The 15,848-nt window shown below is 42.6% G+C and carries 12 protein-coding genes; 10 read left to right on the top strand and 2 right to left on the bottom strand.

Features of this window, described 5'->3' with window-relative positions:
- Positions 1-150: 150 nt before the first annotated feature.
- Positions 151-1,233, top strand: a complete 1,083-nt coding sequence (locus tag M3636_RS20275) for a nucleotidyltransferase domain-containing protein (protein ID WP_251383804.1) — start codon at positions 151-153, stop codon at positions 1,231-1,233.
- 51 nt (positions 1,234-1,284) lie between these two features.
- Here the strand turns inward: M3636_RS20275 and M3636_RS20270 are convergent, their stop codons facing one another.
- Complete coding sequence (locus M3636_RS20270; RefSeq protein WP_251383803.1) at positions 1,285-1,956, bottom strand: hypothetical protein; 672 nt, start codon at positions 1,954-1,956, stop codon at positions 1,285-1,287.
- Between the two features lie 60 nt (positions 1,957-2,016).
- Positions 2,017-2,571, bottom strand: coding sequence for a stalk domain-containing protein (locus tag M3636_RS20265; RefSeq protein WP_251383802.1), 555 nt, complete (start codon positions 2,569-2,571; stop codon positions 2,017-2,019).
- A gap of 269 nt (positions 2,572-2,840) precedes the next feature.
- On the opposite strand from M3636_RS20265, the gene M3636_RS20260 reads away from it, so the two are divergent.
- The 9 genes from M3636_RS20260 (at position 2,841) to M3636_RS20220 (ending at position 15,664) form a co-directional block, all read left to right on the top strand.
- The gene (locus M3636_RS20260) at positions 2,841-3,437 is read left to right on the top strand and encodes an RNA polymerase sigma factor (RefSeq protein WP_251383801.1); all 597 of its coding nucleotides are present in this window, start codon (positions 2,841-2,843) and stop codon (positions 3,435-3,437) included.
- Positions 3,400-4,344, top strand: coding sequence for a hypothetical protein (locus tag M3636_RS20255; protein WP_251383800.1), 945 nt, complete (start codon positions 3,400-3,402; stop codon positions 4,342-4,344). Before M3636_RS20260 ends, M3636_RS20255 begins: the two co-directional genes overlap by 38 nt.
- Before the next feature lie 387 nt (positions 4,345-4,731).
- Positions 4,732-6,273, top strand: a complete 1,542-nt coding sequence (locus M3636_RS20250; protein ID WP_251383799.1) for an ABC transporter substrate-binding protein — start codon at positions 4,732-4,734, stop codon at positions 6,271-6,273.
- Positions 6,274-6,418: 145 nt separating this feature from the next.
- On the top strand, positions 6,419-8,173 hold the full coding sequence (locus tag M3636_RS20245) for a sensor histidine kinase (protein ID WP_251383798.1): 1,755 nt from the start codon (positions 6,419-6,421) through the stop codon (positions 8,171-8,173).
- On the top strand, positions 8,170-9,744 hold the full coding sequence (locus M3636_RS20240; RefSeq protein ID WP_251383797.1) for a response regulator transcription factor: 1,575 nt from the start codon (positions 8,170-8,172) through the stop codon (positions 9,742-9,744). The genes M3636_RS20245 and M3636_RS20240 overlap by 4 nt, the downstream gene beginning before the upstream one ends.
- 171 nt (positions 9,745-9,915) lie before the next feature.
- Positions 9,916-10,836 (top strand): ABC transporter permease, encoded by a 921-nt coding sequence (locus M3636_RS20235; RefSeq protein ID WP_251383796.1) that lies wholly within the window; start codon positions 9,916-9,918, stop codon positions 10,834-10,836.
- A 224-nt stretch (positions 10,837-11,060) separates the two neighbouring features.
- On the top strand, positions 11,061-11,975 hold the full coding sequence (locus M3636_RS20230; RefSeq protein ID WP_251383795.1) for a carbohydrate ABC transporter permease: 915 nt from the start codon (positions 11,061-11,063) through the stop codon (positions 11,973-11,975).
- 41 nt (positions 11,976-12,016) lie between these two features.
- On the top strand, positions 12,017-13,549 hold the full coding sequence (locus tag M3636_RS20225; RefSeq protein WP_251383794.1) for an ABC transporter substrate-binding protein: 1,533 nt from the start codon (positions 12,017-12,019) through the stop codon (positions 13,547-13,549).
- Between the two features lie 42 nt (positions 13,550-13,591).
- Complete coding sequence (locus M3636_RS20220; RefSeq protein WP_251383793.1) at positions 13,592-15,664, top strand: beta-galactosidase; 2,073 nt, start codon at positions 13,592-13,594, stop codon at positions 15,662-15,664.
- Positions 15,665-15,848: the final 184 nt, after the last annotated feature.

Here is a 15,848-nt window from a genome sequence, read left to right as displayed (position 1 = left end):
GCTACATCGTCGTATCGACGGTATAGCGGATTTTTGTGCAAAGATGAATTAAATCAACTTATACATAGTAACTGCATCTCTAAATCGATAGACTCAAGTTAAGGTTGTTGTGATCCAAGGACGTCTGCATTAGGAGAAGGGGGCAGTGAAATGAACGAAATCATAATGAAACAGCTGCTGGACAAAAATGAACGGCTGATCAACATGGTGATCGAACGTGTAAAGAGAGATTTTCTAGACGATATCGCCATTATTGGGCTTACGGGTTCATTTAGCACCGGGGACTTTCACGAGAAGAGTGATCTGGATTTAATTATCATTAACAATACAGATAAGGGGTGGGGGATATCCGATTGCTTCATCTTGGATGACGTTGGATATGACATCTATTGCACGCCTTGGGATACAAGAATACACGAACAATCTACCTTGGAAAGTCCCAACGTATCGAGCCTAACCGGGCTCAAAGTACTCTATTATGCCAAGCCTGAGGATTTGGAGAAATTGAACGGATTCAAGCAAAAAGCGCTTGATGCACTTGCGGATCCAATCGGAGAAGCGTGTCTTCATCGAGCAAAAAAATGGATTGATCTGGCTAAGCAAGCCTACAGCGATACGATGCTGGGTGAAAATATTGGCTCCGTTCGGCAGGCATCTGCCGACGTTCTGTACAATCTAGTCAATGCGTTGGTCAGCATGAATAATACGTGCATTAAACGAGGAATCAAGCGATATTTGGAAGAGATATGTTCATTGCGCTATCTTCCTGATCATCTCGAATCACTTTACATGTCAGTCATTGAAGCGCTTACCATCGAAGATATCCGATTAGCATCTTTCAACATATTGAAAAGCGTTACGAAGTTGCACAGCACGATGTGTGATAACTTCATCGCTAGACCTGCTCCGACCTATGATAATCTGAAGGGAACTTACGAAGAACTGTGGTGCAACTACCGCAACAAAATCTTGAACGGTGCTTCAACCAATGATGCCCCTTATATATTTCTTTCAGCCTTTGGAGCACAAGGATATCTTGATGAAATGGCTATGAAGATCGGAACTAAGAAATTTGATCTTATGCAGTACTTTGATGCAAGTAATCTAACCGTTATGCAAGAGAAGTTCCTTGAAGTGATGGATGAGTATGCTGAGGAATATGGTAAGGTAGGCAGAGAAGTCGAACGTTTTACATCCTTCGAGCAACTGTATGCCCATTTTATGAATCGTTGACCTTAAATTGTAGTTCATAATAAGTCCCCTGAAAGGGGGACAGCATACCAATTAATCAATGGTATAGATGTCCCAATCTCCTTGTTTACTCTGACGGATCGCATACATCATTCTTACTTGTTCAACCGAATCGGTTGTTGTATCCAGACGTTCACCAAGAACAGTAATATGTAATTGATTTTTGATAGATGTTTGTTTCTTAATGCTCTCGATGCTTGAGAACTTATATTGGAACTGCTCACCATAATAAAAGTCCAAAGCATCTGCCAGTTGGTCATCGACAAAACCAGATCGGTAAAGTTTGTGATCATGCTGTACGAGAGCAATTAGATTTTCTTCGAGTATATCCAGCGCGGGACGGTCGCTCTCTTGTAACGTATTCTTTGCTAATTTTAGGTCAATTGCCATTGCAGTGTTAGAATCTTCTGAACTCTCAAGTAGGAATTTTCCGATAATATTCTCATTGCTATCGTACAAGTTGATATATTTATCGACTTTTGGTTCATTCATACTTTGAATGGCTTCCTCAGGGGTTTGTGGCAAATTTTGATTCATGTCTGAAGTCTTGATGTAACCTTCTTTTCCATCTACACCTATAGCAGCAACTAGATCCTTAGAGGGGCTAGTATCAGCAGATGTGGCCTCCAAGCCATAGACACCCGCACCAATCCCTAAGGCAAGAGTCACACCAACTATAGTGAGTTTTTGTGAGTTTGATTTCACTAGATGACCTCCATTCTAACCAGACTGCTCCTATGAAGATGCAGAATGATAAATACATGCTTAATCATTAAACTCAACAAAAACATGCATATACCCGTCTATTCCTCCAATACCGGTCGTTTGTTTAATATCCAAAAATTCAAGTTGTTTCTCCCATTCAACTCTCTCCTGATCAGACTCATCTGCATACACTTCAAAAAGATAGGCTAAGACAAATGCATTCATAGTTGAAGCTCCGTTTTTCAATTGTAACCACTCTTTAGGGACAAGAAGTTGATTCTTTCTAGGGATCACAGTCTTTTCAGAAAAGTTAAGGATTAATTCATGTTCCTGATTTTTGATAGTTGTTATTTTGTTCTTTCCATCCCATTGAATTTTGGCTCCGGAGGATTTAAAGACATCCTTTACTGGGATAAATATAGAGTTATACTCCGTAGTAGTTAACTTACCAGCCTTCGTGACACTTAATACGGATTTTTTCAATGAAGAATTATACATATGAGCTGCGCGCTCCACCAAAGGTAGATCCTCTAAAGGTTGGTTATTTGCAGATGCAATGGATGAGACACTACCAACCAAACATAACATCAACAACAGAGAAATAAACCGCTTCATCTTGAAGCCCTCCTTACAAAAATTGGTGTGTACATAGTATAAACGCGGTAAGAAGGAGAAATGTTTCCTGGAAGTTATCCGGTCATCGCGTAATAAATCTGAGAAAGCAGCTGATCAATATGATCAGCTGTTTTTGTTCAGCTAAGGGGCAGGACAGGTCTGGTGTTAGTTTTACCGTCTGAATAGGGCGGTTTTGAATATAGTACCTTTCGTACTGTCACATTATTAGTAGAGTTGTTCGTTGTATAGTATGAAAGGGGGGAGAGAGCTTGAATGACACGGAGATTAATCAGATCATTGCAGATGTGTTAGATGGAGAGATAGAAAAATTCGAGAAGATCATGAAGATTTATCAGAAACCAATTTTTCTCTACTGTTATCATATGCTGGGTAAACATGATGAAGCCGAAGATAATGCACAGGAAGTATTTCTGAAGACATTTCGCAACTTGCGAAAATATACCCAATATGAGATGGGTTTTAGCGCATGGTTATACAAGATTGCCTACCACCAGTGTATTGACTTCATTCGTAGACGTAAATTGGTTAAATATTTACCTTTCTTTTACCGTGATGATAAAGATAACAATGATGTCGATATGCATATTGAGGCCAACTATTTTGATGAATCTGTACATCAGGCTATGACGAAACTATCGGCAGAGGAACGCAACTTGTTAATCTTACGTTGTATCGAGGATAAGAGCTATCAGGAGATTGGTTTGATTCTCGGTAAGAATAGCGCAAGCCTTCGTAAAAAATATGAACGTACATCTGCTAAATTTCGAAAGTATTATGCCCAAGCAAAGGGACTGGGAGTGTATGAATATGGAGAAGGATCAGGACTTGAAAAAACTGTTTGGTGACCCGCGCATTCCCGATGTGGAACTAACAGGAAAGGTAATGAAAGTACTGCATACGGAGATGAAAAAGGAGAGGTTTTTCGTGAAATATAAAATTGCTCTAACTGCGTTTGTTGGAATGATGTTAATGGCCACCACGGGTTATGCGGCAGTCCAGTATCATTCTTTGACCAATACAGATGGCGAAGTTGTATATGAGACTAAATCGACGAAAGAATACGTAAAGACAGAATCGAAAGATGACGTAAAACGTTTCGAAGCTTTTTATGACCTTAAAGAGAAGCAGTTAAAGAATGGTCAAGCCGCTTTATTTTATGTTGCTGCCAATAACCCGAATCATCAGACAGACCTGGGTACGAAGGCAACTAGTTTCTACAATCTTTCTCAGTTGCAGGATAAGATTACAGATCAATCAATTAAGGTTGCAGACAAAGTCAATGGGGATTATGCATACCAACAGGCGGATGTATTTTTCAAAACTGCCTATGATGTAAATCCACCCTCTCTGCAAGAAAAAGAGGAAATGACTACAAAACTGAGAGATCAGGCCGAAAAGTCTAAGCAGGGTTATGCAATGATGCCGGTTGAAATGACAGATGAGGTTGCCCATCTATCTGTTACGTATCAAAACGGAGAAGATAAAATCGAGGTTATGATCAATAATCTGACGGGTAAGAGCGACCCGACATCGTATATTGATGAGAAAGTTGAATTTAAACAGGAAAAGCTTCAGGTGAAAGGTGTAGAAATGCTGCAAACCGAATTTACTCCTTCGCGCGCCATTGAGTTGCAATGGATATACGAGAGCCCGGACAAAAAACAAAGATACAGCTATACCGTGCGGGCAAATTCAGATCATATCAGTAAAGAAACATTAACGAAAATTGCTGAAAGTTATCTAGACTACTAACACAATAAAAATTTTCTCTAATTCTAACTCTGCAAAATAGAATCTTTCATGCTTCATGCGGGAAGCACATTGCAAGCCTAACTCAAACAGTATGTTATTTGGGTTAGGCTTTTTGATGATTTTGCTTTTATACTTCTGAATGAAATCGTTGAATAAGTATAGGTTTTTGTTGCTTGAGTGAATGTTGGAGCATGTGATGTTTACCTATAATGGGGTTAAAGAGATGATCAAGTTGCCAAAGAGGGAAAACGAATCTTGTTTCTTTTGGGAAGCGATTACATTCTCTTTGGAATAACGCATGAATCCATGATGATTCAGGGTTACCTGATTATCAATAGCTTGTCGCACAATAAATATTGCATGATCTAATCTAGGGGGAGATGTCAGATGCAGCAAAAGAAAAGGGGAGCCATGAGACTGTTAACACTCATGCTAATGGTCAGTCTACTATTAAACGCTTGTAGCAGTGGGAATGGTAATGAAAGTAATGATCCACAAGGAACTGCTGATAATGGAGCCAGTGCATCGGAAGATGTGACACTGAAAATGTTACTCATAGGCAGCAAACCTGCGGATTATGACGAGGTGTTCGGTGAGGTAAATCAATTACTTAAGGAAAAGATCAACACAACGATTGAAACAGAATTTCTAGATTGGTCAGATTGGTCATCGAAGTACCCACTGAAATTTGCCGCGAGAGATGACTTTGATTTGGTGTTTACGGCGAATTGGGCGTTCTATCACAATCAGGCAATGAATGGCGGGTTCTATGAACTTACGGATGAACTTTTGCAAACCAATGCACCGATGACATGGGAAGCCATGCCGAAGGTTTCATGGGAGCAAGCGAAAATTAAAGATAAACTATATATGGTTCCGAACAATAACCAGGAAATAACGGACAAAGTTGTCATGATACGTGAAGATCTACGTAAGAAATATAACCTTGAACCCGTTACAAATGCTGAGACATTTGCTGCCTATACAAAAGCAATTGCCAAAAATGAGCCGGGGATGAGTGGTTTTGCATCAGCGGCCGGGGGTGGATATAAGTGGCATGAGTTAGATAACATGCTACTTGAACAGCAAAATGAATGGAAACTAATCGATCCCAACATGCCTTTTGCTTTTAAACTCGACGATGCAACTGGAAAAGTGTTCAATGTTTACGATACACCTGAGTTTACTGAGCTACTTTTGTATTATAAAGACTTAGCTGATAGTGGAGTTTGGTCTAAGAATGTTGTTAACAGTAAAAATGAAGTTTGGCAGGACGTAAAAGCTGGCAAGGCGGCATCACTTAAAGGAAATTTAGGTTCTCTAGGCTTCCAGTTTGTTGAAGCTCAGCGTGATCTTCCAGATGTGGAGATGTCTATCGTTGATCTTACACCGAATCAAAAGAAAACAGCGTCTATTTCGACGCAAAATGGTATGGCTGTTCATGCAACGTCAAAGCATGTTGAGCGTTCCCTGAAGGTCATTGATTTATTGCAGAATGATAGAGAAATCCATGATTTGACGATGTATGGTATCGCAGGCAGTCACTACGAACCCATTGATGAGGATAAATATAAACCTGGTCCGAACAGAGATAAATATACTGGATTCTCTAACTGGGGATGGAACTCGCCGCTGAACCGGACAGAGACTTCCTATCCAGAAGAAGCAGCAGCAATGGAGAAGTCGTGGGAAGAGAAAGTGTACCATTATCCACTTGAGACGTTTGTGTTTGACGATCAGAAGGTGAAGAATGAGCTGGCTAATATCGGCAATGTCATGGTTCGTTATGGTGTTCCATTAGAATATGGTCTCATTGCAGATCCTCAACAGGGGCAGGCCGAATTAATCAATCAACTTAATACCGCTGGAATTGAAAAGGTGCAAGCGGAACTCCAGAGTCAAATTGACACGTTACTAGAGAAAAACTAATATCACAATAAGTACTACATCTCAAATGTAAATCCTATGAGGGTCGATCGATTTTGGATCGGCCTCTCAGGCGTCTTAAGAGAGTGACTGAGATATACTGCATTATATAAAGAACACACACATCCGATGAAACGGGAGACTACGTATGAGCCAAGCAACGCAAAAAAGAAAAATAATTCCCTATTCGTATAAAATGATGATCACTTACTTGTTGCTTGTTCTAGTAACGGATGCTGTCATCGGCTATGTTTCCTTTATGATGCTTACAAACTCACGCACAGAGATCGCCGAGACTAATATTAGGACGTCCATGGCGCAGACAAGTAATAACTTGAAATACCAGCTGGACGAGATTCAGCGTATTTCTGATACCTTGTTTAGCAGTGCCCCTTTTCAGCGAGCTTTGCAGAAGAAAGGGAAGCCACATGAGATGTATCTGACAATGATTGATGAGATTATACCCAAAATGCAATCTCCATTGCAGCTATTTGGCAATCCTATACGGATTGTTTTATACACCAATAATAACGATCTGAACATTATTGAAGGCGATGATCTGACGACACCGTTGAAGGAAAGTGATTATTACATTCTCTCGACTCTTGAGATTAAGGACTCCACCTGGGCACAACAAAGCCTGGAGGGAGATGATAATCGTTGGATGCAAGTCGAATCAGATCGCGAGCTAAGCCAGATATCTCATGTACGTCGAATGATTTCCTTTGACGATTACCAGAACAGCGGTATACTCCGAATCACGGTTGGCTTTGCGGATCTGCTTGGGAACTATGTGACCTATCCAGAGGAGGATGGCATCTCCATGAGGCTCGTGGACGGAGTTACGGGAGCTGTCATGTATCAACGCGGTGGCACAGGTGCAGAAGCAGTCGATCTATCTTCCTACCTGACACTCAAACAAAGTGTCCCAGGGACAGATTTTATTATTGAAACATGGGTTCCACATGAATATTTACAAAAAGATGCGCAGCGTCTTCAAAAAATTATTTTATCTGTCTGCACAATCAGCTTCGTTGTTATGATGTTGATTGGTTTCCTGGTGGCTAGGCTTTCGGGTCGCAAAATGAGAAAGATCATCTCACTAGTCCACACATTTGAAAATGGCAGCTTTGAGAAACGTCTTCGTTTTGGTGGGAATGATGAATTCAGTCAAATTGCCGAAGCATTTAATTCAATGGCTACCAATATCCAAGAGCTGATCAGCAACGTCTATGCTCAAGGGATACGACGTAAGCAGGCTGAGCTTGATGCGCTACAGGCACAGATCAATCCACATTTTCTATATAACACGCTCTCTACCATTAACAGCCTCGCTAATCTGGGGGAGACGGCTCAAGTTACGGAGATGGTTCAGGGACTATCTAAATTTTACCGTCTATCGCTGAATCAGGGAAATATAGTGATACCGCTTGAGAAGGAATTGGAGCAAGTCGAGACCTATATGAATATTCAAAGAGTCAAGTATGTCGATGCCTTCACCTTCAGTGTGGATGCCGACCCTCGTATTCTTGACGTTCCAGTTATCAAATTGATTCTTCAGCCTATTGTGGAAAATGTATTTAAGCATGCTTGGTATGGGGATACAATCACAATTCGTATCGAGGGGCGACAACGAGACGATCGGATCGAATTAAGCGTGATTGACAATGGAGTCGGCATGAAGCCCGAACAAGTTCAATCCATGTTTAACCCAGCAGGACAGGGATGTGGTTATGGGTTGAAAAATGTGAATGATCGAATCAAGCTTCGTTACGGCGATAAATTTGGCTTAGAAATAGGTAGCGTATATGGCGGAGGAACGACCGTTCGAATTTTACTGCCTGCAGAGCCGACAAGTGACAGAGACTCGTGGTTAGACGGTCTGAATGGAGGAACAAAATGACGTTAAAGGTTATGCTCGTAGATGATGAGCGAATTGACTTGGAATGGCTTCGGCGTAGAGTGGTCGCGAGTGGATTGCCACTTGAAGTTGTGGGAACGGCGAACAGTGGATTCGTAGCTCTTGAGTTACTACAAAGCAATGAAGTTGATCTTCTTTTGTCCGATATTCGCATGCCAATTATGACCGGAATAGAATTTGCGCGCAAAGCAAAGGAAATCAATCCTCGCCTCAAAATCATTTTTATTAGCGGGCATGAGGATTTCGAATATGCAAGAGAGGCGTTGTCTTTACACGCATCTGGTTATTTATTGAAACCAGTGGATAATGACGAGCTTCAACAGATCCTTGCTGAGCTATGTCGAGAGATTAGCCGAGAACAAGAGAGAATTAAGACCAATGATGAGGTAATGTCGCTAGCGAGCCAGGCGCTTCTGCTTCGCTGGTTGAGCTCTAGAACAGGCGAGCAGATCGACAGCCATATGCAGCAACTCATACAACCCCTTGTTCGCAACGGTGCAGCTGTGGCCATTATCGAGATGGACGATGTGGAGTGGAAAATGCTTGATATGTCTGCGGATGACCGACGTCAATTGTCCAGTGACATGATGGGCTACATCGAAAAACTAGCTTCAGAGAGCGGACTAGGTACTATTATCGCAAGCCACTCTGATTACCAATTTATTATGTTGGCTAATGGAACCGAAGAGGAGAATGTCGCTCTGCTAGAAGAATTGATTCTGGCTGTAGCCAGTGCATTCCCTCTGACGGTTACTATAGGATATGGTAAGTCTACTGATGAGTGGCGAGAATTGCCTGAATCCTACCAGCAGGCAGTCTCTGCTCTGGGCGCCAAGTGGCTGATTGGCAAGAATCGGCTAATTCGCGATGTAGCAGAGTATCCCTTAGGTGATCAGAATGCGGAGAATCTTGAAGAGATGATCTCCATCATGATGAATGCGATTCTGTCCTATGATCTGGTTGGCATTGATGACTGCCTGTTACGAATCTTCGGGCGTGATCGTCCATTGCACAAGATGAATGATGTCTATAATTTGATTATTCGCATCACATCTAAGCTACACGCAGATTTACAGCAATTGAACGAAAACTTATATGAACTATTGCAATGGGAGTCACATCAACCGGAGGTTTTGTTCCATTTTGAGACAGTGAGCGATATATTATCTTGGTTAAGACGGCGATTCTTCGAATTGTCTGAGCGGCTGTTTACTGAACGATCAAAGACCAACCGTAAGCTAATTACAGATATTCTGAATTATGCGAAGGAGAGGATTGAATCTAAAGTAACTTTGAAGGAGGTAGCCGCCCATTTTGCTTTTTCGCCTAACTACTTGGGGCACCTTTTTAAGGAAGAAACAGGCATGAATTTTAGTGACTTTCTTCTGGATCTAAGGATGAAACGAGTATGCGAGCTGCTGAGTGATCCGTCGTTCAAAATCTATGAAATCGCAGAGAAGGTTGGGTACAAAAACATTATCTACTTCAATCGCCAATTCAAACAGTCAACCGGTATGTCTCCAGGTGAGTATCGGAAGAGACATCATATTTAGATACCTAAAGCGCCGAGCATGTTATGCTCCGGCGCTTTTTTTATGAAATCGTAGATTGAATATTACTTTTAGTTGCTTCCCTTAATGTTGGGTGAACCTGGGCACAGCCTATAATCAAAGTATCATTATGTTAACCGGATGACGGTTATAGAGACAGAGAGGGTGACGTCTATGCATCGAAAAGGCTTTCTGGGGGATTTGATTAAATACCGAACCCTGTTGCTTATGTTATTGCCAGCCGTACTGTTTTTTATTGTGTTTGCTTACATTCCTATGGCAGGTATCGTTTTAGCTTTTAAACAGTTCACGTATGAGGGTGGAATATTAGGAAGTCCGTGGAATGGCTTGGATAACTTTCGTTTCTTCTTTGAGTCAGGACAGGCGTGGCAGGTAACTCGAAATACGGCATTGTATAACATTGCCTTCATCGTGGTGAATAACCTGCTTCAGATTACGATGGCGATATTGCTATTTGAGGTTGCTCATAAGTGGTCGCGCAAACTTTTTCAAACCATGCTGTTCCTGCCTTATTTCATCTCATGGGTTGTTGTCGGCGCAATCGCGTACAACCTGTTCAGCTATGACTTTGGCTTGATCAACGTTATTCTCAATACGTTTGGGATGGAACCCATTGATATCTACAACACAGCAGCTTACTGGCCTTACATACTCGTCATTGTATCGGCATGGAAAGCAGTTGGATATGGTTCAATCATGTACCTTGCTGCCATCACCAGCATCGACACGGAGATGTATGAAGCGGCGGAGATTGATGGGGCGAATGTGTTTCAACGTATCTTCCGAATTACAATTCCGAACCTAATTCCAACCGTCATTATTCTGGTACTGCTGTCCATCGGTAATATATTCCGAGGAGATTTCGGGATGTTCTACAATATGGTCGGAAATAACGGCTTGTTGTTCTCAAACACGGACGTAATCGATACGTTTGTATTCCGATCGTTGACTTCATCCAATGATATTGGCATGTCATCCGCTGCCGGATTCTATCAGTCGATACTCGGTTTTGCCACCATTCTGATCGCCAACTACGTTGTACGCAGATACGACAAAGATCGAGCTCTATTTTAAGAGGTTGTTCAAAAAGTTCGCTTTTGATTACGAAAGATGCGCGAGACGCATCTCAGCATCGAAGATGGGATTCAGCCGAAATGTCCGTTGCTCACGTAGTTTTGCCTACGCTCCGCTACTCCATTTCTATCTTCATCCCATTTTCTCGGTACTGAAAACCGACCTTTTTGAACACGAATTTTAAGCCTCTAGAGGCTCAGAGAAATTGAAAGGAGAGGTACAATTTGAGCGCGCAATTAACAAGCAAGTCACCTGGCCGGACAGGACGGGATGAAAAACTGCTTCAGATTCTCGGTTATATTCTACTCGCCGCGATCTCGCTTTTCTGTCTGGTACCCTTTATCCTTGTGCTCTCGTCATCTCTGACAGAGGAAAGTAGCATCATTAAGGATGGATATCAACTCTTTCCTTCGGTGTTTTCATTAGAAGCATACAAGTTGCTTTTTGAATTCCCAGGACAGTTAATCAAAGCATATATGGTCACAATCAGTGTTACGGTGGTCGGAACCGTTGTAGGTTTGTTTCTCACCTCTATGACGGCATATGCTCTCGCAAGAAAAGATTTTAAATGGCGTAATGGATTTTCGTTTTTCTTCTTCTTCACTACCCTATTCAGTGGTGGTTTAGTTCCATGGTATCTCATGATCGTCAATTACTTGCAGTTAAAAGACACGTTCCTTATATTAGTGCTCCCGATGCTGCTCAATGTCTTCTATATCATTGTCATGAAGTCATTCATGAGTAGCATTCCTGATGCAATTACAGAATCTGCGAAGATCGATGGTGCGGGAGATTTTCTAATCTATCTAAGACTTATTCTGCCTTTAACCAAACCAGCACTGGCGACCATCGGTCTGTTCATTGCACTGGGATATTGGAATGACTGGTACCACGCGATGCTGTTCATCACCAATGAGAACCTGATGCCGTTACAGTACTACCTGTATAAAATGTTGGGAAACATGGACGGGATGCGTAAAGCTATGGTCGCTTCAGGTGCTGTTGTGAATCTTCAGATTCCAACGGAGAGCCTTAAGATGGCCATGACGATCGTTGCGATTGGCCCTATCTTGCTCGTGTATCCGTTCATTCAGCGGTATTTTGTGAAGGGTCTTACGATTGGTGCTGTCAAAGGGTGATTATATGAAATTAATTCTTTATTCCATTGGGGGTTACAACGATGAAACACAGAAATAAATCGATTTTTCGTCTTCTTTCTTTGACTCTTGTTCTATCGGTTATATTAACAGCTTGCTCCGGTAATGGAGGCAACCAGAGTGCAGGGGATTCAAGCTCTAGTTCGGCTGAATCGTCGGATGAAGTTACACTCAAGATGATTCTTCTTGGAGGCAAGCCTGTAGATTATGATCTCGTTTTTGGTGAGTTGAACAAGAAGCTGAAGGAGAAGATTAATACCACGCTTGAAGTCGAATTTCTTGACTGGTCCGATTGGAGCCAGAAGTATCCATTGAAATTTGCTGCCAATGAAAATTTTGATCTGGTGTATACATCGAGCTGGGCGTATTACAACGATCAAGCAATTAAAGGTGGTTTCAAGGAAATCACGGAGGACATGCTACAGCAATATGCGCCGCAGACGTGGGCCGAGATGCCAGAAGTATCATGGGATCAAGCCAAAATTAACGGCAAATTGTACATGGTGCCCAACAATAACCTAGAAGTAACGAACAAGGTCGTGCTGTACCGCGAGGATCTTCGTCAGAAGCATAACCTGCCAGAGATCAATAGTTTAGAAACTTATGCAAACTACTTGAAGACCATTGCTGCCAATGAGGCAGGAATCACAGCGTTTGGAGCTAAAGCTGCCGATGGCTGGAAATGGCATGAGTTGGATCAGATTGCACTAGAGCAAAATAACAATTTCAAGGTTGTCGACCTACGTATTCCGTTAACCTATAAATTAGATGATGCTACAGGACAAGTATTTAATGTCTACGAGACGTCAGAATTCAAGGATCTGCTTGGTTATTATAAGGATCTGGCCGATAACGGTGCTTGGTCGAAGAACGTTGTCACCAATAAAAACGACATTTGGCAAGACATGAAAGTTGGGAAGGTTTCTTCCTATGCACATAATCTGGGTACAACGGGATTCAATCTGGCTGAAGCACGCCGGGACACACCCGAGCTGGAGTTTGCAATAGCTGACATTACGCCAGACAAAAAGAAACTTGGCGCAATCTCGACGCAGAACGGCATTGCGATCCACTCCACATCCAAACATGCGGAACGAGCGCTAATGGTGATCGACCTCTTGCAGAACGATCAGGAAATCCACGATTTATCCATGTATGGAATTGCTGGCACACACTATACGCCAGAAGGCGATGACAAGTTTGTCTTAGAGGCCAGCTCAGGCAATTATACAGGCTTCTCAAACTGGGGCTGGAACTCGTATCTGAACCGACAAGATGCTTCTTATCCGAAAGAAGCTGATGATATCTTCAATAATTGGGAGGCAGAGGTATATCACTTCCCATTAGAAACCTTTGTATTTGATGACTCCAAGGTAAAAACGGAAGTAGCCAATATTAGCAATATCATGGTTCGCTATGCAATTCCATTGGAGTATGGACTTGTTCAGGATATGAATAAAGGGCTGGAAGAGTTGAATGCTCAGCTCAAGGCAGCGGGCATAGATAAAGTCCAGCAGGAAATGCAGTCCCAGATTGATGCCTTTCTTGCGAAGTAATACAAGCTTTACAGAATAAATGACAAAGGAGATATAACGAAGATGGCAAAAAAGTTCCCTCCCATTAGTAGCAAGCTGCCGGCATTTATGCACGGCGCTGATTATAATCCGGATCAATGGCTGCATGATCCCCAAATATTCGAAGAAGATATCCGGCTGATGAAGCTGGCTAATTGCAACGTCATGGCAATCGGTATCTTTGCTTGGGCGGCTTTGGAGCCGGAGGAAGGTCAGTTTAATTTTGAATGGATGGATCATGTGCTTGATACGTTCGCTAAGAATGACATCTACGCTTGGCTAGCTACACCAACTGGTGCTAGACCGGCGTGGATGGCTCAGAAATACCCGGAAGTGCTCCGGGTTGAGGCGAATCGAGTTCGTAATCTATTTGGTGTACGTCACAATCACTGTTATACCTCGCCCGTCTATAGAGAGAAAACAACGATTATGAATACAAAACTTGCTGAACGATATGCGAATCATCCCGCAGTGCTCGGCTGGCATATTTCCAACGAATTAGGCGGAGATTGTCACTGTGATTACTGTCAATCCGCATTTCGAGATTGGCTGAAGGCCAAATACGGATCCATTGACAATTTAAATCGTGCATGGTGGACAACGTTCTGGAGTCATACCTATAACGATTGGTCACAAGTGGAGTCACCTGCACCTCACGGGGAGAATGCGGTACATGGACAAAACCTGGATTGGCGGCGTTTTGTATCTGATCAGACGTTAGACTTTTATAAACACGAGGTAAGCTCACTGAAGAATGCCAACCCAGACCTTCCTTGTACGACGAATATGATGGATTGGTTCTACGGCTTAGATTATCATTCATTCGCGAATGAGCTTGATGTGATCTCATGGGATGCATATCCTAAATGGCATGAGGCTGCTTCCGATCGTCATGTGGCATCATGGTTCGCCTTCAATCACGATCTGTTCCGTAGTTTGAAGAAAAAGCCGTTCATGTTGATGGAGAGCACGCCAAGTCTGACCAACTGGCAGGCAGTGAGCAAGCTTAAACGCCCAGGCATGCATCGTCTATCTTCGTTACAAGCAGTGGCGCATGGTGCAGATACAGTACAGTATTTCCAGTGGCGTAAGAGTCGTGGTTCCAGTGAGAAATTCCATGGTGCAGTTGTGGATCATGTTGGTCACGAGCATACACGCGTATTCCAGGATGTCGCTGACCTAGGCAGCACATTGGCAGAACTGTCGGATATTATCGGTACGCCTGTTCCGGCTGAAACAGCTATGTTGTGCGATTGGGACAATCGTTGGGCAATTAATGATGCACAAGGCCCGCGCAATAGTGGTCTGCATTATGAAGAGACAGTGGCGCAGCATTACCGTGCGTTGTGGGAATTGGGTGTGCCCGTCGATATTGTAGGTTCTAATGACGATTTCCTGAACTATAAGCTACTTCTTGTGCCCATGGCGTACCTTCTTCGCCAGGAGACAGGGGAGAAGATTGAGCAGTTCGTTCAAGCTGGCGGTACGGTCGTTGTGACATATTGGAGTGGGATTGTAGATGAAAATGATCTATGTCATCTTGGGGGTTTCCCAGGCCCATTGCGCACTACTGTTGGCATCTGGTCTGAAGAACTCGAAGGCCTTCATGATCATGACCGCAACTCCCTTGTATTCAATGCTGAAAATTCGCTAGGGTTGGAGGGTACACTTGAGGTTCATGAGTTGTGCGATTTAATCCATGTGGAGACAGCAGAAGTGCTTGCCGTTTATGGGGATGACTTCTACGCAGGACGTCCAGCACTTACCGTGAATCGTCTTGGTGCCGGGCAAGCCTACTATCTTGCAGCACGCGTTAGCGAAGACTCTTTCTATCAATCCTTCTACGGTAAACTTGTAGAGCAAGCCGGTGTTCGGCGAACGATCAATTGCACTCTACCCGAAGGCGTAACCGCTCAACTACGAACCGATGGCGATACGGATTATGTATTTTTGCTTAACTTCTCAGGTGAAGAAGCGTCGATCGAATTAGATCATGACGGATACGTGGATGCTGAATCAGGGGAAAACAGAACAGGGAAGATTGAATTGCCTATCAATGGATCTTGCATATTGAAACAAAAACGGGTTTTTGTATAATTTATTTTTTGTTTATTTATTTAGTTCAGTTCATAGTTAACATTTCTAACTCCGTCTTAAGATAAAAGGCGGAGTTTTTCATTCCTTATTTTAATTGGAATGGGCGTTTTACACTCTTCTACCTAATAATTAACATGCAGAAGTTGAATAAACTTACATTTTTCTTTATGCTTTATTAGAAACT

This window comes from Paenibacillus sp. MER 99-2 (genome assembly GCF_023714095.1).
In the GTDB taxonomy this organism is placed as follows: Bacteria; Bacillota; Bacilli; order Paenibacillales; family Paenibacillaceae; genus Paenibacillus.
Note: the sequence above shows the minus strand (reverse complement) of the source record. Positions and strands in the feature narration are given on the sequence as shown.